Source organism: Acinetobacter sp. Q186-3, from assembly GCF_013420655.1.
GTDB classification, from domain to species: domain Bacteria; phylum Pseudomonadota; class Gammaproteobacteria; order Pseudomonadales; family Moraxellaceae; genus Acinetobacter; species Acinetobacter indicus.
This window is the reverse complement of sequence record NZ_VOXS01000008.1, coordinates 21,917-39,755: the sequence shown is the minus strand read 5'-3', so window position 1 is coordinate 39,755 and position 17,839 is coordinate 21,917. Positions and strand designations below refer to the sequence as shown.

Here is a 17,839-nt window from a genome sequence, read left to right as displayed (position 1 = left end):
CATGTGTTAAAAAGAATTGAAAAAGAAATTAGCATAATTTATACAGGCTTGAAATGAAGTGTACTGGCGAGTACACTTTAATCCATTACCGGACTGCGCTCGGATCAGCTAAACTAACCAGGATTTCGGCATGCCTAATTTTTTGCTTTATCTCGGTGGTTTGTTGTGTTTTTTCAGCGTGTTAATGCTTTATGTTCCAGCGCTCACTGCCCTTGATTCGGCAATTGTAGACTGGTTCAGCCAGCACCGTAACGAGATGTTGAACTCACTAATGACGGGGTTATCTGTCATTGGTGGCATGCCATTTGTATTATTTTTATCCAGTCTTTGGTGCCTGTATCTGGCCAGGCAGAAGGAATATGCAAATATCGTGTTGGTCAGCATTGGACTGATGGGGAGTTTTGCCATTGCCTGGATGCTCAAGTATCTGATTGCAAGAGAGCGCCCACCAGAAATGTATCATCTGGTCAATAGCTATGGTGCCTCATTTCCCAGCGCACACAGTTTTTATGCCGCAACGCTGGGCTGTCTTGCAATTTATGTGTCAATGCAACATCCCGCACATAAAGCCATTGTAATATGTGCTGTTATGTGGATGTTGCTGATGGGAATTTCAAGAGTGTATCTTGGCGTACATTTTCCCTCAGATGTCCTGTCAGGCTGGAGCATAAGTTTTATCTGGATCACGCTGCTCTATCTGATCTTGATCAAGTACAGCCAGCGCAAACCAATGAATAATTTTTAGATAGATAAAATCTAATTGAGGTGGAAGAATGATGTCTGCAAAGCTTTGGGCCCCTGCCCTCACTGCTTGCGCATTGGCCACAAGCATCGCGCTTGTGGGTTGTAGCAAAGATCCAAATGATGCGCAGCAAGCTGCAGCCCAGCAGCAAATGCCTCCAACAGAAGTTGGGGTTATTGTTGTACAGCCACAAAGTGTCGAGCAGTCTGTTGAACTTTCCGGCCGTACCACTGCCTTTGAAATTTCTGAAGTTCGCCCGCAAACCAGCGGTGTGGTGCAGAAACGTCTGTTTACCGAAGGCAGTTATGTACGTGAAGGTCAGGCCTTATACGAAATTGATTCACGGACCAACCGTGCATCGGTAGATAGTGCCCGTGCAGCATTGGCACGTCAGCAGGCTAATCTGAACGTCTTACGTGTCAAAGAAGGCCGTTATCGTCAATTGGTGGGCAGCAATGCCATTTCCAAACAGGAATATGATGACATTGTGGCGCAGGTGAAACTGGCTGAAGCAGATGTCGCGGCCACCCGTGCCGAACTGCGCAATGCAGAAATTAACCTGGGTTATTCAACCGTACGTGCACCAATTTCAGGTCAGACCAACCGTTCTACCGTGACGGCAGGTGCGTTAGTGACTGCCAGCCAGCAGGAACCGCTGGTGACGATTCAGCGTCTGGACCCGATTTATGTGGATATCAACCAGTCGAGTGCTGAACTGCTACGTTTACGCCAGCAGCTGAGTAAAGGTGATTTAAACAGCAGTAACAACACCACAGTCAAGCTGAAACTGGAAGATGGCAGCTATTATCCGGTTGAAGGCCGTCTGGCATTCTCTGATGCCAGCGTTAATCCGGACACGGGTACCGTGACTTTACGTGCGGTATTCCCGAATCCAAACCATCTGTTATTGCCAGGCATGTTTGCCACTGCACAGATTGTGCAAGGGGTAATTCCAAATGCTGTGCTGATTCCACAAGCTGCCATTACCCGCACCCCAACCGGTCAGGCCATGGCGATGCTGGTCAATGCCAAAGGTGTGGTTGAACCACGTCCAGTGACCACTGCCGGTATTCAGGGTAAAGACTGGATTGTGACTGAAGGTCTGCAAACCGGTGACAAAGTTATTGTAGAAGGCATTGCCAAAGTCAAGCCGGAACAGAAAGTGGTAGCCAAACCATATCAACCGCAAGCTGCCGCGCCACAAGGTGCCCAGCAACCTGCTGCATCAGATAAGGCAAAACAACCGGCAGATCAGGCGGATGCTCAGGCTGAACAAAAAGCTACTTCAAATACATAAGGGGTAGACTTCAATGGCTCAATTTTTTATTCATCGCCCGATTTTTGCATGGGTGATTGCACTGGTGATCATGTTGGCGGGTATTCTGACCCTGTCCAATATGCCCATTGCCCAGTATCCGACCATTGCGCCGCCAACGGTCACCATTTCTGCGACTTATCCGGGTGCTTCGGCTGAAACAGTTGAAAACACAGTGACCCAGATTATTGAACAGCAGATGAATGGTCTCGATGGCTTGCGTTATATTTCATCGAACAGTGCCGGTAACGGTTCTGCATCTATTGCGCTGAACTTTGAACAAGGCGTCGATCCTGACATCGCCCAGGTTCAGGTACAGAACAAATTACAGTCTGCTACTGCCCTGCTGCCGGAAGATGTCCAGCGTCAAGGGGTACGGGTCACTAAATCAGGCGCCAGCTTCCTGCAAGTTCTGGCCTTCTATTCGCCTGATGGCAGCATGTCAGCAAATGACATTAAAGACTATGTTAACTCCAATATTTCTGAACCCTTAAGCCGTGTGGCGGGGGTCGGTGAAGTTCAGGTGTTTGGTGGTTCCTATGCAATGCGCATCTGGCTGGACCCAGCCAAAATGGCCAGCCTGCAAGTCACCCCAAGTGATATTGCCACAGCCATTCGTACCCAGAATGCCCAGGTCGCTGTCGGTCAGTTAGGTGGTGCACCCGCCATAGAAGGTCAGGTGCTCAACGCAACCGTGACGGCACAAAGCCTGCTGCAAACCCCAGAACAGTTCAGCAATATCTTCCTGAAAAATACTGCTTCAGGTGCACAGGTGCGTCTGGGTGATGTAGCTCGTGTAGAACTCGGTGCAGACAACTATCAGTTTGATTCCAAATTCAACGGCAAACCTGCCGGTGGTGTTGCGATTAAACTGGCAACTGGTGCCAACGCGCTGGATACCGCCCAAGCCGTTGAAGAGCGCTTAAAGCTGTTACGTCCAAACTACCCGCAAGGGATGGTCGATCAGCTGGCCTTTGACACCACACCATTTATTGAATTGTCGATTAAGAGTGTGGTTAAAACCTTAATTGAAGCGATTATTCTGGTATTCCTGGTGATGTTCCTGTTCCTGCAGAACTGGCGCGCTACCATTATTCCAACCATGGCTGTACCGGTGGTGGTCTTGGGGACCTTTGCCGTCATCAACATGTTCGGCTTCTCGATTAACACCCTGACCATGTTTGCGATGGTTCTGGCGATTGGTCTGCTGGTCGATGACGCGATTGTCGTGGTGGAAAACGTGGAACGTGTCATGGTCGAAGAACATCTCGACCCTGTGGCAGCCACTGAAAAGTCAATGAAACAGATTTCCGGTGCGTTAATCGGGATTACCTCGGTGCTGTCTGCGGTATTCGTACCAATGGCATTCTTCGGTGGTACGACCGGGGTGATTTATCGTCAGTTCTCGGTGACCCTGGTCACCGCGATGGTACTGTCGCTGATTGTAGCCTTAACCTTTACCCCAGCCCTGTGTGCGACCATGCTGAAACAGCATGATCCGAACAAGCCGGAAAGCAACGGTCTGTTTGCGCGTTTCTTCCGGTGGTTTAACCGCAGCTTTGACAAGATGTCGGTGAAATATCAGGGCGGTGTGAACCGTATGACCCACAGCAAGATTTTCTCCGGACTTATTTACGGTGCAGTGCTGGTTGTGATTGTGCTGTTATTCCAGAAACTGCCATCTTCATTCCTGCCGGATGAAGACCAAGGTGTGGTGATGACCTTGGTGCAATTGCCACCAAATGCCAGTCTGGAACGGACCGACAAAGTCGTCAGCACCATGACCAACTACTTCCTGAAAAATGAGAAAGAGCATGTCGAGTCTGTGTTTAGTGTGGCCGGCTTCTCCTTCACCGGGGTTGGACAAAACGCAGGTCTGGCCTTCATTAAACTGAAAGACTGGTCAGAACGTACTTCACCAGAATCTCAGGTCGGTGCGATTATCCAGCGTGGTATGGCACTGAACATGATTGTTAAAGATGCCTCTTACATCATGCCGCTGCAATTGCCTGCCATGCCTGAACTGGGCGTGAGTGCTGGCTTTAACCTGCAGCTGAAAGATGCCAGCGGTCAAGGTCATGAAAAACTGACCATGGCACGTAACATCATTTTAGGTGAAGCAGCCAAAGATCCACGTCTGGCCGGGGTGCGTCCAAATGGTCAGGAAGATACACCACAGTACCGCGTGATTGTAGACCATGCGCAGGCCGGTGCCTTGGGTGTGAGTATTGCTGAAATTAACAGCACCATGGGCATGGCCTGGGGTGGTTCGTACATCAATGACTTTATCGACCGCGGTCGTGTCAAGAAAGTCTATGTTCAGGGTGAAGCAGGCTCACGTATGATGCCGGAAGACCTTGATCAATGGTATGTACGTAATAACCGCGGCGAAATGGTACCGTTCTCGGCCTTTGCAACCGGTGAATGGACCTATGGTTCACCACGTTTAGAGCGTTATAACGGCGTATCCTCCATGAACATTCAGGGTACACCAGCGCCTGGCGTCAGCTCGGGTGATGCGATGGTGGCCATGGAAGAAATTATTGCCAAGCTGCCAGACATGGGCTTGCAAGGTTTCGACTATGAATGGACCGGTCTGTCACTGGAAGAACGTGAATCGGGTGATCAGGCACCATTCCTGTATGCCCTGTCGCTGTTAATCGTCTTCCTGTGTCTGGCAGCGCTGTATGAAAGCTGGTCAATTCCGTTCTCGGTATTACTGGTCGTACCATTAGGTATTGTCGGTGCCCTGTTCCTGACCTTCAGCGGGATGGTGCTGTTCCAGAACCCGAACCTGTCGAATAACATCTACTTCCAGGTGGCGATTATTGCGGTGATTGGTCTGTCTGCGAAAAACGCGATCCTGATTGTCGAATTCGCCAAAGAGTTGCAGGAAAAAGGTGAAGACCTGTTTGAAGCCACTTTACATGCGGCAAAAATGCGTTTACGTCCAATTATCATGACCACTTTAGCCTTCGGTTTTGGTGTACTGCCGCTGGCCCTGTCTTCAGGTGCAGGTGCAGGTAGCCAGCACTCGGTCGGTTATGGTGTTCTGGGCGGCGTAATCAGTTCGACCTTGTTGGGTATCTTCTTTATCCCGGTATTCTACGTGTGGATTCGAAGTATTTTTAAATACAAACCAAAACAACAAAATCATCAGGAGCATGTATCGTGATGCAAAACTTATGGTCTCTCACAGGCCGTGGTATTGCGGTTTCTGCCCTTGCGCTTGCTTTGACAGCCTGTCAGAGCATGCGCGGGCCAGAGCCGGTTGCTCAGGCGAATATTCCGAGCAGCTATAGCAATGCTTCCGGAAGCTCTGTTGCAGAACAGGGTTATAAAGATTTCTTTGCCGATCAGCGCCTGTTACAGGTGCTGGATCTGGCCTTGACCAATAACCGTGATTTGCGTACTGCGGCGTTGAACATCCAGCGTGCCCAGCAACAGTACCAGATTACTGAAAATAACCAGTTACCCACCATTGGTGCCAGTGGCAGCGTGTTACGTCAGGACACCATGAGCAATCAGGGTCGTGGCCCAAGCACCTCCTATAACGTTGGTTTAGGGGTCACCGCCTATGAACTGGATTTCTGGGGTCGGGTCCGCAGCCTGCGTGACAATGCGCTGGATAATTTCCTGGCCACCCAGAGCGCCCGTGATGCCACGCAAATTGCCCTGATTGGTCAGGTGTCTCAGGCCTGGCTCAGCTATTCCTTTGCCAATGCCAACCTGAAACTGGCCGAGCAAACTTTAAAGGCCCAGCTTGAATCGTATAACCTGAACAAAAAACGTTTTGACGTTGGCATCGACAGCGAACTGCCGGTACGTCAGGCGCAAATTTCAGTCGAAACCGCACGTAATGATGTGGCCAACTATAAGACTCAGGTGGCGCAGGCACAAAACCTGCTGAATCTGCTGGTGGGTCAACCGGTTCCGGCCAATCTGCTGCCGGCACAGCGTATTACCCGCATTACCTCCAATACTGCAATTGGTGCCGGCTTACCAAGTGATCTGCTGGTAAACCGTCCCGATGTTCGTGCAGCAGAATACCGTCTGTCTGCCGCAGGTGCCAATATTGCCGCAGCGCGTGCCCGTCTGTTCCCGACCATCAGCCTGACCGGTTCCGCCGGTTATGCCTCGGCCGATTTAAGTGACCTGTTCAAATCAGGTAACTTTGTCTGGTCAATTGGTCCAAGTCTGGATATTCCAATCTTTGACTGGGGCACACGTCAGGCCAATATCCGCATTTCAGAAACCGATCAGCAGATTGCGCTGTCAGATTATGAAAAGTCGATTCAGACCGCTTTCCGTGAAGTGAATGATGCCTTGGCAGTGCGTGAAAATATTGGTGACCGGATTGCCGCACAGCGCCGTCTGGTTGAAGCCACCAATACCACCTATCGTCTGTCGGAAGCCCGTTTCCGCGCCGGCATTGACAGCTATCTGACCGTACTGGATGCACAGCGTGCCTCTTATGCAGCCGAGCAAGGGCTGTTATTGCTGGAACAGGCCAATCTGAACAATCAGGTGGAACTGTACAAAACCTTGGGTGGCGGCCTGAAAGCCAACACTTCAGATCAAGTGACCCAGCAGCCGTCTGTGGCAGAACAACGCCGCGCTGCTCAGCAATAAGATTGTCTGAGTTGCAGCGTCAAGCATCAGGGTGATTTCATTCTTATCGCTTGATAATCAAGCCAGTGAGCCTCGCGCTGACTGGCTTTTTCTTTGCCTGATGATGTGCCTGGATCATCCATTAAATAAAAGTAGCTCGATAGAGTGATGAGCAAAGCTAAGAAATCATGTTTTGCTTGTAGTGACTCGCCAAAAGATTTAATACACATCTGCCCGTATAAAACTGTAAAAGAGATGTTTTGATTGCATTTTGCCCGCAGTTTTTCTATCTTCATCAGCAATCTATTGTTATTGGTCATCACATGTTACTGAGTAATTTGGAATCTGTACCCGGACACACCATTCGCCAGCAAATTGATGTGGTATATGGCAGTACGGTACGCAGCAAGCATGTCGGCCGTGACCTGCTGGCCGGACTGAAAAATATTGTCGGTGGTGAGCTGACAGCCTATACCGAACTGCTGGAAGAATCGCGTCAGGAAGCCATGAACCGAATGATCGACAAAGCGCGCAGCATGGGTGCCAATGCGATTGTCGGAATCCGTTTTTCCACCTCCAACATTGCCCAGGGTGCATCTGAACTGTTCGTTTATGGCACGGCGGTGATTGTCGATCCGATCATGCCGAAACTGCCTGACCCCTTCCCTGCACAGGACTAAGTCATGGATGGATTGCTCCTGCAGCTGCTGATTTTTGCAGTACTGTTTGCCGTTGGCTTTGGTTTTGGCCGTTATAACGAACGCAAGCATTTTCAATATCTGGCCGAACAGGAACAGCGACTGGCCTATATCCAGCTCGACAGCAGCCGCTTTAAAAGCACTGACCTACCCGGCCAACTGGTCAGCAGCAATGTGGTGATTTCACATGATTACTTTAAATATGCAATTGCCAATGTGCAGAATTTACTCGGTGGCCGTCTGACCAGTTATGAAAGTGTGGTGGAACGTGCGCGCCGTGAAGCAATTGTACGCTTAAAGCTGGAAGCCGAGAAAATGGGTGCTACCCAGATTTTAGGCCTGCGTTTAAGCACCACCGAACTGGGGATGCAAGGTGGGATGGTGGAAGTGTTTGCCTATGGGACGGCCATCAAGAAATAAGCTGATGGCCTGATCTGTCTTCATCTCGTCAAATGCTCTGGAACGTATTACTTCACCTTCATTTTACGGATCATTTTATACAGCGTACTTGGCGATAAACGCGACACCCAAACCCCCAGTTTTTCCTTGGCGCCACCAACCACAATATATTCCTCTCCCGCCAGCAAGGCACTGACCGTGGTCTGGGCAAACAGGTCCGGCTCCAGACCATTTTCAATTGCTTCATCCTGATGGCCCTGCGGTTTGCCTTCGCCATTTAAGGCATTAAAGGACACATTGGTTTTGACAAAGCCGGGGAAAATCACCGAAACCTCGACGCCATCTTGCGCCACTTCCGCACGCAAACTGTTGGCCCACATATGAATTGCGGCTTTGGCCGCCGAATAAGAGGCACGGTACTGGGTGCCGAGCAAACCGGCGACACTAGAGACAAAGGCAATCCGTCCCGATTTCTGGGCAATAAAGGTCGGTAACACGGTTTTGGTCAGGAACACCTGCGAGAAATAATCGACTTCCATAATGGCACGTTCTGTCTGCATGGTGGTGTCCTGAATCAGCGCGCGCTGGCTGAGCCCGGCATTGTTAATCAGCCAGTCTATCCGGCCTTTGGCCGCTAACATCTGCGCATAAGCATGCCGTACCTGTGATTCATCGGTAATATCGGCACAAACTGACACATGGCGTTCCGGGTTCAGTAAAGTCACGCGCACCTTTTCCAGTTCTTCATAACGGCGTGCGGTCAGAATGACGTCGGCACCTTGCAAGGCACATTCTTTGGCCAAGGCTTTGCCCAATCCGGAAGATGCCCCGGTAATCCACACCACTTTTCCTGTTAAATCCTGCTTGGCCATGAATCTGTCCCTCTATACGTTCATTTGTTGTGATGAATATCAGTGTAACCGCGCTCTGGCTGCGGGTCATTGCCCACAAAGCCCAGAAAATGATTGAAATACTGTTCCGTTATGCGGGTATCAAACTGGGTGCCGAGTTTTTCCAGCCGCTTATAGCCAAGCTGGGTGGTCAGCTGAATCACCCCGGTCAGGGTTTTATCGACCATAAAATTAAACTTCAGCATTTTCTTTGGCTCGCGGACCAGACTGGTCACGCCCTGATCGACAATCTGGGTAAAAGCCCGAAAGGCTGGCTGGATATAGGCACTATTGCCCTGCCGGATTTGTTCGACACAACCCAAGGTTTCTTTAATCAGCACATTATCGACCGGATAGGCCACATAGGCCTGCCCCTCTTTTTCATAGGTTTTCTGTTGCAGATAATTCACCATCGGCACCAGACGGTCATTGCCAAAAAATGACACCGACCATGGCATATATTTTTGCACGGTATCCATCACCTGCTGCACAATCTTTTCCGATTCACGGTCGGGCGAGCTGCTGGTCCGGGCAATTTCACCAAACACCTGATCGACAATTTCACAGGAAATATGTGACAGCACCTCGCCTAAAGGCTTGGCCAGACTGTGCGGATTACCCTGGTTAAACTGTTGATGTAACTGCTGAAAACGCTGATAGGTAGCTGGGCTTAATTTTAGTGCGATTGAATAGGTCATTGTTGTTCTCGCTTTTTTTCGTCGTTGTTCTGCGAACTTTGCGCATTGTTATTTGCCTACATCATACGACGAGTAAGTGCAGATGCCAATTGCTTAAACAAGCCAATGATTCAGGCTGCCTAAGTCGCCATTTTTTTTGCTACAATAGATGCAATTTTTTATCTACTTTTGATCTGTTCGAACTATGACTGATTCAGCGCAAAATATTGCTACAACTTACGATCCGACCGAGATCGAGAAAAAATGGTACCAAACCTGGGAAGAGCGCGGTTACTTCAAGCCGTCTGAAAAAGGCGAGTCTTTCTGTATCATGATTCCGCCACCAAACGTCACCGGTAGCTTGCACATGGGTCATGGTTTTAACAATGCCATCATGGATGCCTTAACCCGTTATAACCGTATGTCAGGTAAAAATACCTTATGGCAACCGGGGACTGACCACGCAGGTATTGCAACGCAAATGGTTGTCGAGCGTCAGTTGGGTGCGCAAGGCATTAGCCGTCATGATCTTGGTCGTGAAAAATTCCTAGAAAAAGTATGGGAATGGAAAGAACAATCTGGCGGTAACATTACCCGTCAAATCCGTCGTTTAGGTTCTTCTGTGGACTGGTCACGTGAACGCTTCACCATGGATGAAGGTTTATCCAACGCAGTGAAAGAAGTGTTTGTGAAACTGCACGAAGAAGGTTTGATTTACCGCGGTAAACGCCTGGTGAACTGGGACCCTAAACTGCAAACTGCTCTATCTGACCTAGAAGTTGAGTCTGATAAAGAAGAACAAGGTTCACTTTGGCACTTCAAATATTTCTTTGAAGATAAGTCACTTCGCACGCACGATGGTAAAGATCACATCGTGGTTGCAACCACGCGTCCTGAAACATTGTTGGGTGATACAGCGGTTGCGGTTGCCCTTGATGATGAACGTTATGCGCACTTGGTCGGTCAAAATATCATCCTGCCAATTACTGGTCGTGCGGTTCCAATCGTTAAAGATGAATATGTCGACAAAGAATTCGGTACCGGCTGTGTAAAAATTACCCCTGCGCATGACTTCAATGACTATGAAGTCGGTAAACGCTGCGAATTGCCAATCATCAACATCTTCAACAAAAATGCTGAAGTGTTGGCTGAGTTTGAATACATCGCGAAAGCGGGCGAGCAAATTTCTAAAACCATTCCTGCCCCTGCAGACTACATTGGTTTAGAGCGTTTTGAAGCACGTAAAAAGTTAGTCGAACAAGCAGAAGCTGAAGGCTGGTTAGACCAAATTCAACCATACACCTTGAAACCACCTCGCGGTGACCGTTCAGGTGTCATCGTTGAACCGTTATTGACGGATCAATGGTATGTAAAAATTGCACCGCTTGCGAAACCTGCGATTGAAGCGGTTCAAGACGGTCGTATCAAATTCGTGCCTGAGCAGTACAGCAACATGTACATGGCGTGGATGAATAATATTCAAGACTGGTGTATCTCGCGTCAATTGTGGTGGGGTCACCGTATCCCTGCTTGGTACGATGCAGAAGGTAATGTTTACGTGGGTCGTAACGAAGAAGAAGTTCGTGCGAAAAACGGTATTGCCCCTGAAGTTGAATTGAACCAAGACGAAGACGTATTGGATACATGGTTCTCTTCTGGTCTTTGGACATTCTCAACTTTAGGTTGGACAGGTGACGAAGCGAAAGACAAAGAAAACTATTTCTTAAATACTTTCCACCCGACTGATGTATTGGTGACAGGTTTTGACATCATCTTCTTCTGGGTTGCTCGTATGATCATGCTTACGATGCACTTCATGAAAAATGAAGATGGCACGCCACAAGTACCATTCAAAACTGTGTATGTACACGGTTTGGTACGTGATGGCGAAGGTCAGAAGATGTCTAAATCTAAAGGTAACGTGCTTGACCCATTAGATTTGATTGATGGTGTTGATCTTGAAACTTTAGTACAAAAACGTACCACAGGTTTGATGAACCCGAAACAAGCGGCGAAGATTGAAAAATCGACCCGTAAAGAATTCCCTGAAGGGATTCAGTCTTACGGTACAGATGCGGTTCGTTTCACATTCTGTGCGCTTGCCAACACCGGTCGTGACATCAAGTTCGACATGAAGCGTGTTGAAGGTTACCGTAACTTCGCCAACAAAATCTGGAACGCAACCCGTTTCGTAATGATGAACTGCGAAGATCAAGTAATTGGTCAAGAGGTTCGTCAAGACCTTTGGGAATTGCCTGAGCAGTGGATTGTCAGCCGTCTACAAAAAGCGGAAGCTGCGGTTCAACAAGCCTTTGCGACCTATCGTTTAGACTTGGCTGCACAAGCGATTTACGAGTTCATTTGGAATGAATACTGTGACTGGTATGTTGAATTAACCAAACCGGTTCTGAACGATGAAAATGTGTCTGAAGAGCGTAAAGCTGAAGTACGTCGTGTATTGCTCGCGGTCATGGAAGCGTCTTTACGTTTGGCTCATCCGTTGATGCCTTACCTGACTGAAGAAATCTGGCAAACCCTTGCGCCGAAACTGAACATTGTTGGCGAAACGATTATGTTGGCGCAATACCCTGTTGCTGACCAAGCGCTTATCAATGACCAAGCCGAAGCAGATATGCAATGGCTTCAAGGTTTGATTGGTGCGGTACGTAACATTCGTGGTGAAATGGGCCTAGGGAATGCTCGCTTATTGCCTGTTCTTCTTCAAAACACCACTGATGCAGAAAAAGCGCAGATTGCTCGTATTGAACCATTGTTTAAAGCTTTGGCGAAAGTTGAAAGCATTACGTTCCTTGCAGATGCTGAACAACCGCCATTGTCTTCATCAAGTGTTGTCGGTCATGTATCTGTATTCGTTCCAATGAAGGGCTTAATTGACCCTAAAGCGGAATTGGGTCGTCTACAAAAAGACTTAGACAAGGTTCAAAAACAGCATGACCAAATTGCAACTAAACTTGCAAATGAAGGTTTTGTGGCAAAAGCACCTGCCGCTGTGGTTGAAGGCGAGAAAGTAAAACTTGCTGAATTTGCTAATCAGTTAGCGAAGATTAAAGCGAATATGGAGCAAATTGCAGCGCTTTGATTTAAGGGTTATGATTTAATCTAAAGAAAGGGAAGCGCAATGTAGCTTCCCTTTTTATTAAAATAAATTAATTACTTTTATTCTAGTTTGATAAAACTATGCTCAGTTAGACATGATTGATCTTCAATCATTCGATAAATTAAATCTTGTAACTTACAAGTTACAAATATACATCATAATAACAATCCTTTTACAGATAACATTAATTTTGTCAATAGTTTAATCAAATCTGAGTTATTAAATGCAAGCAACAATAACAATAGGTGATAAAACAACTCATGGTGGAGTGGTAACCGAAGTTGATAATACTTTTGTAGTTCAAGGTAAACCTGCTCATCTTCAAGGTATGAAACACTACTGCCCTAAATGCAAAACAATGGTTTCAGCTATAGCAGCTAATAGTTTGGTACTCATTAATGGTAAAGCAATGATTGTGGCCGGTGATAAAACTACCTGTGGAGCCACTTTTATTCCTGGACAAAACTTAGCTGGAAAGGCTCAAGGAGCAGGGTCAAGTTCAATTAGTAATAGTTTGGTTAGTTCAGGCTCATCTAACTTAATTAATGATAATCTTTATAGCAATTTAAATAGTCAAAAAGATAAAACTAAAATATTCTATGTTGAAAGAAACCAAACCAATGTATTCATAAGTCACAGAGCTATCATCATGCCATTTGATGAGGGAGTTCAAGGGCTTTCTGGAGCTGTTAGTTATTTTCTTAATTATGTTTTAACTGGTAGAGATCTCTTTATAAGTGTAATGATGGATCCCAATCCAATTATACATAGTGCTAAAATTTACCCCTACGGAAAAGCAACAATTAAAAGACAAGGTGAAAATTTCGGAACAACTAGACTTCAAGTAGGTTCAGGTGTTTGGGATACTGAGAAAGGAAAGATTCCATTAGGTAGTTGTACTATAAAGCTACCAGAGCCTAATATTAGCTTAGTTGAGGTTGAGCTTGAGCTAGGTTATACCGCTCGACCTAATGACAGTGTGGGATTTGTAACCCCTATCCCTCCATACAAAAAATATACGTTCACTCTAACTTCTTTTGCTAGATAAATACCCTATGAAAAAAATTCTTATTCCAGTATTAGTATCTTTTACAACACTAGGCTTAGCAACCGCATGTAACAGCTCAACTAACAATGCAGTAGAGAATTCTAAGAATACAGATATAACAGCGGAATTGAATATTGAAAGCAAAAAAGTAATAGAAGAGTACAACTCGCTTATTTTAGAATTTCAAAATTCAGATGATGAGAAAAAAACCACTCAAAAGCTTAAATCTTTAATTCCTAGACTTGAGCAAATTAATAGTGATAAAGAGCGTAATCGTATTCTGATTAATACATATTTACGCATTGGAGAAATTGATCGAGCTTATGAGTTCATAGAAGAAATTCTAAGCAAAGACAAACGACCAAATTTGAAAAATTTTCAATGCATGCTTATGGAGTCTTTGAACAAATCACCTTCTTTAATACAAGATTGTTATTTAGCAGCGGCGTCTCTTTATAAAAATAAATTAGATAAGTTAGATCCATCAGAAGCTATGTACACTAAGATATTATGGGGATATAACGTAAATATGTTGCACGCAGGTAATAGAGAATATATCAATCAACTTAAAAAAATTGTGAATGACCAAAAAAGTGAGCAAGATAAAATGATGTACGAGAGCCTATTTGAACTAGAGACAAATATTGAACAACGACAACAGCTATTAACTACTATAGCTTCAAGTATATAATTTTATCACTCTTATATAAGCACTTGATAAGTTGTATCACATAAGACGATGAAATTTAAGATTCATAAATCGCTTGGCGCGTAGAAGTTGCCACATTAAATGTTCTGCATCGGTGGCAGTGTGACGCATGGATTTGGCGAAGGCGAATAATCAGCGGGTTAAAGTGCATAAAAAAGCATCGTCAAAATGACGATGCTCTGAATGACAATCAATGCTAAAAATTACTCAAATGACCAACTAAATGCTCTGCTTTTCAGTAAAATTTTTAAGTAATCAAAATCCTTATAATCATTTAAACGCTTTTCATCTCTTAACAGTTTTGCTTGAATATCTGCTAAATCGCGTTGATATTTTTTTATCAAATCAACAGGTTTAAAACGCTGTTTGTAAAAACCAGAGCCGATCCAATCAAATGAATAAATAATATCATCTATTTCAAATTGCAATTTCTCTACTTGCTCTTCCAACAATAAATTATAAGATTTCAAATGCTCATTCGCGATTTTTGTTGCCTGTTCCTGATCACCTTGCGCTGTAAAAACACGCAATTTCAAAAGAGTAAGCAAATCTTTTTCCTCTAATGCAGCATTTGCTTGCTGTAATAATTCGGTTTTTTCAATGCGCTTTTGTTCATCTTGCTCTCGATCAGGGTGAATTAAGGCAGCAATTTTTGAATAAATGCTTTTTAGAGATTGCCCTGCCATTTTTTTCGCTTCTTCAAGCTGTGTTTGCTTCTTTAAAATTTTCTTTTTTTCCTTTTCAGCAAACTTTTGATATTCATCACGCTCATCTTCATTAAGCTGATTTTGAATAAAATTTGCTTCTTCTCGATCTAATTTATCTTTTACTTTTTCCATAAACGCGTCGAGATTATTGAGATCCAAATCAAAGTCAAGCCAAGCTACGGGTACCCCGATTTGGTCTGCTATCATTTCTTTTATGGCTTGTTTTTGCATCATTTCATCAGCATCAGCACTTTCTTCTATCAGCTCATAATGTTGAGCAATGATAAGCGTCAACTCATGTTGTTGTTCAGAAAGATTCGGATTATTAAGCAGCTGACTCGCTAAAATTGAAATTTTTTCATCTAAACGCACTAAATATGTTTTTGCGATTTTATGCGTATTTTTATATTGCCAAAGCGTCTCTAATTGAGCGAACAAAACGTGGTGCCACTGACGATATAAAGGTAATAGCTCATCTCTTGCATCCTCTTGAACTTGTTTTTGCGCTTGTTGCCAGTCCGCCAATACCATTTGTAATTGCTCAATTTTCTCAAGCAATCGATTAAACTTTTTTTGTTGTGCCGATAATTTTTCACTTGTTTGATAAATGCTTAAATCTAAATTGCTCATTCACTGACTTCAACGCTAATCTCAATTTCTGTAATATTTTAGCATAATGAATAGTATACAAACTTTTTGCTTAGTTCAAAAAAACTATATTCTTTACAAAACCCCATGCTCCAACAACATCCCTAGCCCACTCTCTTTCCCCATAAAACTCAGCCGTTGCTTCTCCGCTTTTAACTGATGCTTCATGTTCGAAACATCCGCATCAATCTGTTTATACAACTGCTCAATATTGAGTTGCCCTTTGGACTTTTGCACCGCAATTTTGGCTTTATTTGACCATACAAGCGAGTTAATCAATTCCTGCATCTGCTGTTTTAAGGACTGGCTTTGTGCTTCTAACGCCTGTTGGTAAAACTTGAATTGTTCTGTGCTTAAACCTTTGTTTGAACCGTTTTTACTTTGCTCAACTTCAAGCTGAAGTTTCAGTAAAAAGAATAAATCTTCCTGTTCGTATGCTTCATTGGCACGTTGTAAAAGCTCGGTCTTTTCCTCTTTTTTAGCTTCATCGGACTCACGATCAGGGTGAATGATGGAAGCAATCTTGAGATACACAGTTTTGAGTGATTGATTCACCATCTTTTCAGCTTGCGCTTGTTTTTCTTGCTGACGTTTTAACTTGGCTTGCTCACGTGCTTGTTGGTATTGATCATTATTCCAATCTTCAAATACATCATCGGCTTGGACTGTTTCAGTTTCAGGCTCATCAAAAGTGTCTATATTTTTATTCTTGTTTTTTTTCTTGCTGTATTCATCTGCCTGCTGATAATAGACATGCATTTTTTCCACTTCATCTAACTGCTTTTGACTCAGCAAATGTGAACCTTGTAGTAACCGCGCTAAAGTTTGGATTTTATCTTCCACCAATGCTGTATTTGATTTCGTGAAACTATAACTACTTAGACCATTCCAAAGTGTCTTCATCTGTTCATACAAAGTGCTATATAACTCACGATACGCAGGCATCAGCGCCTTTTGACTATAGGCACGAATGTCATCTTGGGCATGTTGCCATGCAAGCAATAACTGTTTCTGCTGTTCAATCTCATCAATTAAACGGTTCAGCTTCTGATGCTGTGGTAAGACTTCAAGCACCATGTTTGGCGTGGTTTTCAGCGCAAAAGGCATAGGGAAGATAAAGCAAAAGAGAAATTATACCTGATTTATGTGAAAGTATTTTTTGACTCATCTCAGTAAAACTGAAGCAAAGCAAAATCCTGAGCAAATAAGCCTTAACATTACGTGGCTTCAGATCAGGTAATTTTTTGAATTAACCAAGTCACTCAAATCATTGCTGTTCATTACGCAACTATAAACATTCAGCCGCCGCAATTCATGCATAGTATCAACAAAGACCAACAGATTATAAAAAGGACATTCACATGGATTGGGCCAGTATTTTTATTCATGACACCACCTGGGCTTTTGCTGCTGAAATTAGCGTGCGTGCCATCCTCATGTTCAGCATGATCATTATCTTTTTACGTCTGACTGGAAAACGTGGTGTGCGCCAGCTGTCAATTTTTGAACTGGCGATTATTCTATCGCTGGGTTCAATTGCCGGCGACCCGATGTTCACCGAAGATCTGCCGCTGATTCAGGCCCTGCTAATCATGAGCATCGTGATTTTCCTGTATCGTCTGGTGACCTGGTTAATGATGAAATACCAACCCTTTGAAGATCTGCTGGAAGGCAAGTCACTGTATATTGTCGAAGATGGTGAGCTGGTCTTAGAAAAGATTAAACGCGGTAAAATGTCGCATGATGAATTCTTTGCCGAAATGCGCCAGCAAGGGGTCGAACATCTGGGACAGGTACGGGTCGGTTTACTCGAAAATGATGGCAAGTTTAGCATCCTGTTTTTCTCCAATGATCAGGTGCGGTACGGTTTACCCCTGTTTCCCAAAGCCTGTCAGGAAATCACCGACGTTAAACCGCATACCCATTACGCCTGCGTATACTGTGGCTATACCGATTTTTTGCAAAGTGCCGAGCAGATCTGCCCGCGTTGTGACAGCTGTCACTGGACTGAAGCCATCAATACCCTGCGGGTAGATTAATCGCGTGATTTAAATCTCTGTGCCGGTTCATCCACCTTCGCCCAACCGTTTTATCTCAACTTTGGTCATATCTTGGTCTTTAATGGCCCAAGACTGGCACAGTTTCTGCTGTATTTTATTCATGCTTTTTGCTGCTATTTATCTAAAAAGTGGTTATTTCATAACGATTTATCATTAACAAAACGGTTAAAAATTTCGCTTGAGCAATGCTGGAAATCTCGCTTAAGATGAAGCTATG

The 17,839-nt window shown here is 45.0% G+C and carries 15 protein-coding genes and 1 pseudogene; 10 read left to right on the top strand and 6 right to left on the bottom strand.

All coding sequences use genetic code 11. The annotated features are described in order from the left end of the window. The first annotated feature begins 130 nt into the window (after window positions 1-130). The 4 genes from FTT64_RS08875 to adeK are packed head-to-tail and all read left to right on the top strand — an operon-like array spanning window position 131 to window position 6,689. Window positions 131-745: a phosphatase PAP2 family protein gene (locus tag FTT64_RS08875; RefSeq protein ID WP_127799652.1), complete on the top strand. Its 615-nt coding sequence runs from the start codon at window positions 131-133 to the stop codon at window positions 743-745. 28 nt (window positions 746-773) lie between these two features. After that, a complete protein-coding gene (locus tag FTT64_RS08870) occupies window positions 774-2,039 on the top strand; it encodes an efflux RND transporter periplasmic adaptor subunit (protein ID WP_005176086.1) in 1,266 nt (421 codons plus the stop codon). A 13-nt stretch (window positions 2,040-2,052) separates the two neighbouring features. Then, window positions 2,053-5,232 (top strand): efflux RND transporter permease subunit, encoded by a 3,180-nt coding sequence (locus FTT64_RS08865; RefSeq protein ID WP_168396342.1) that lies wholly within the window; start codon window positions 2,053-2,055, stop codon window positions 5,230-5,232. Beyond that, window positions 5,232-6,689 carry a multidrug efflux RND transporter AdeIJK outer membrane channel subunit AdeK gene (gene adeK, locus FTT64_RS08860; RefSeq protein ID WP_005176082.1) on the top strand — a complete coding sequence of 486 codons (1,458 nt, stop codon included), beginning with the start codon at window positions 5,232-5,234 and terminating at the stop codon, window positions 6,687-6,689. The genes FTT64_RS08865 and adeK overlap by 1 nt, the downstream gene beginning before the upstream one ends. A 26-nt stretch (window positions 6,690-6,715) precedes the next feature. Here adeK and FTT64_RS08855 read toward each other — a convergent pair whose 3' ends face one another. Beyond that, window positions 6,716-6,988: a hypothetical protein gene (locus FTT64_RS08855; protein WP_168396343.1), complete on the bottom strand. Its 273-nt coding sequence runs from the start codon at window positions 6,986-6,988 to the stop codon at window positions 6,716-6,718. Between the two features lie 3 nt (window positions 6,989-6,991). On the opposite strand from FTT64_RS08855, the gene FTT64_RS08850 reads away from it, so the two are divergent. Further along, a complete protein-coding gene (locus FTT64_RS08850) occupies window positions 6,992-7,348 on the top strand; it encodes a YbjQ family protein (RefSeq protein ID WP_005176080.1) in 357 nt (118 codons plus the stop codon). Window positions 7,349-7,351: 3 nt separating this feature from the next. Continuing rightward, on the top strand, window positions 7,352-7,786 hold the full coding sequence (locus FTT64_RS08845; RefSeq protein WP_005176078.1) for a YbjQ family protein: 435 nt from the start codon (window positions 7,352-7,354) through the stop codon (window positions 7,784-7,786). Window positions 7,787-7,833: 47 nt separating this feature from the next. Here the strand turns inward: FTT64_RS08845 and FTT64_RS08840 are convergent, their stop codons facing one another. Both FTT64_RS08840 and FTT64_RS08835 read right to left on the bottom strand, forming a co-directional pair. Further along, window positions 7,834-8,637: an SDR family NAD(P)-dependent oxidoreductase gene (locus FTT64_RS08840; RefSeq protein WP_168396344.1), complete on the bottom strand. Its 804-nt coding sequence runs from the start codon at window positions 8,635-8,637 to the stop codon at window positions 7,834-7,836. 20 nt (window positions 8,638-8,657) lie between these two features. Then, window positions 8,658-9,353 carry a hypothetical protein gene (locus tag FTT64_RS08835; protein ID WP_005176074.1) on the bottom strand — a complete coding sequence of 232 codons (696 nt, stop codon included), beginning with the start codon at window positions 9,351-9,353 and terminating at the stop codon, window positions 8,658-8,660. Window positions 9,354-9,537: 184 nt separating this feature from the next. Here FTT64_RS08835 and FTT64_RS08830 point away from each other — a divergent pair, with 184 nt between their 5' ends. From FTT64_RS08830 to FTT64_RS08820, 3 genes are all read left to right on the top strand, one after another. Next, complete coding sequence (locus tag FTT64_RS08830) at window positions 9,538-12,432, top strand: valine--tRNA ligase (RefSeq protein ID WP_168396345.1); 2,895 nt, start codon at window positions 9,538-9,540, stop codon at window positions 12,430-12,432. 241 nt (window positions 12,433-12,673) lie between these two features. Continuing rightward, window positions 12,674-13,498: a PAAR domain-containing protein gene (locus FTT64_RS08825; RefSeq protein WP_127799662.1), complete on the top strand. Its 825-nt coding sequence runs from the start codon at window positions 12,674-12,676 to the stop codon at window positions 13,496-13,498. A gap of 7 nt (window positions 13,499-13,505) precedes the next feature. Beyond that, window positions 13,506-14,189, top strand: coding sequence for a hypothetical protein (locus tag FTT64_RS08820; RefSeq protein ID WP_127799664.1), 684 nt, complete (start codon window positions 13,506-13,508; stop codon window positions 14,187-14,189). A gap of 45 nt (window positions 14,190-14,234) precedes the next feature. Here the strand turns inward: FTT64_RS08820 and FTT64_RS08815 are convergent. From FTT64_RS08815 to FTT64_RS08805, 3 genes and pseudogenes are all read right to left on the bottom strand, one after another. After that, window positions 14,235-14,339: pseudogene (locus FTT64_RS08815) on the bottom strand (DUF559 domain-containing protein); the annotation flags it as partial. 71 nt (window positions 14,340-14,410) lie between these two features. Further along, window positions 14,411-15,544 carry a molecular chaperone DnaJ gene (locus FTT64_RS08810; protein ID WP_168396346.1) on the bottom strand — a complete coding sequence of 378 codons (1,134 nt, stop codon included), beginning with the start codon at window positions 15,542-15,544 and terminating at the stop codon, window positions 14,411-14,413. 93 nt (window positions 15,545-15,637) lie between these two features. Further along, window positions 15,638-16,669, bottom strand: a complete 1,032-nt coding sequence (locus tag FTT64_RS08805; protein WP_168396347.1) for a molecular chaperone DnaJ — start codon at window positions 16,667-16,669, stop codon at window positions 15,638-15,640. 254 nt (window positions 16,670-16,923) lie between these two features. Here FTT64_RS08805 and FTT64_RS08800 point away from each other — a divergent pair, with 254 nt between their 5' ends. Then, window positions 16,924-17,601 (top strand): DUF421 domain-containing protein, encoded by a 678-nt coding sequence (locus tag FTT64_RS08800; RefSeq protein WP_005176055.1) that lies wholly within the window; start codon window positions 16,924-16,926, stop codon window positions 17,599-17,601. The last annotated feature ends 238 nt before the right edge of the window (window positions 17,602-17,839 follow it).

What these genes read in the sequence shown, in the direction of transcription:
- FTT64_RS08870 (WP_005176086.1), top strand. Translation starts at nt 774, where the DNA reads ATGATGTCTGCAAAGCTTTGGGCCCCTGCCCTCACTGCTTGCGCATTG.
- FTT64_RS08855 (WP_168396343.1), bottom strand. Translation starts at nt 6,988, where the DNA reads ATGACCAATAACAATAGATTGCTGATGAAGATAGAAAAACTGCGGGCA.
- FTT64_RS08830 (WP_168396345.1), top strand. Translation starts at nt 9,538, where the DNA reads ATGACTGATTCAGCGCAAAATATTGCTACAACTTACGATCCGACCGAG.
- FTT64_RS08840 (WP_168396344.1), bottom strand. Translation starts at nt 8,637, where the DNA reads ATGGCCAAGCAGGATTTAACAGGAAAAGTGGTGTGGATTACCGGGGCA.
- FTT64_RS08835 (WP_005176074.1), bottom strand. Translation starts at nt 9,353, where the DNA reads ATGACCTATTCAATCGCACTAAAATTAAGCCCAGCTACCTATCAGCGT.
- FTT64_RS08825 (WP_127799662.1), top strand. Translation starts at nt 12,674, where the DNA reads ATGCAAGCAACAATAACAATAGGTGATAAAACAACTCATGGTGGAGTG.
- adeK (WP_005176082.1), top strand. Translation starts at nt 5,232, where the DNA reads ATGCAAAACTTATGGTCTCTCACAGGCCGTGGTATTGCGGTTTCTGCC.
- FTT64_RS08820 (WP_127799664.1), top strand. Translation starts at nt 13,506, where the DNA reads ATGAAAAAAATTCTTATTCCAGTATTAGTATCTTTTACAACACTAGGC.
- FTT64_RS08800 (WP_005176055.1), top strand. Translation starts at nt 16,924, where the DNA reads ATGGATTGGGCCAGTATTTTTATTCATGACACCACCTGGGCTTTTGCT.
- FTT64_RS08875 (WP_127799652.1), top strand. Translation starts at nt 131, where the DNA reads ATGCCTAATTTTTTGCTTTATCTCGGTGGTTTGTTGTGTTTTTTCAGC.
- FTT64_RS08850 (WP_005176080.1), top strand. Translation starts at nt 6,992, where the DNA reads ATGTTACTGAGTAATTTGGAATCTGTACCCGGACACACCATTCGCCAG.
- FTT64_RS08805 (WP_168396347.1), bottom strand. Translation starts at nt 16,669, where the DNA reads ATGCCTTTTGCGCTGAAAACCACGCCAAACATGGTGCTTGAAGTCTTA.
- FTT64_RS08845 (WP_005176078.1), top strand. Translation starts at nt 7,352, where the DNA reads ATGGATGGATTGCTCCTGCAGCTGCTGATTTTTGCAGTACTGTTTGCC.
- FTT64_RS08865 (WP_168396342.1), top strand. Translation starts at nt 2,053, where the DNA reads ATGGCTCAATTTTTTATTCATCGCCCGATTTTTGCATGGGTGATTGCA.
- FTT64_RS08810 (WP_168396346.1), bottom strand. Translation starts at nt 15,544, where the DNA reads ATGAGCAATTTAGATTTAAGCATTTATCAAACAAGTGAAAAATTATCG.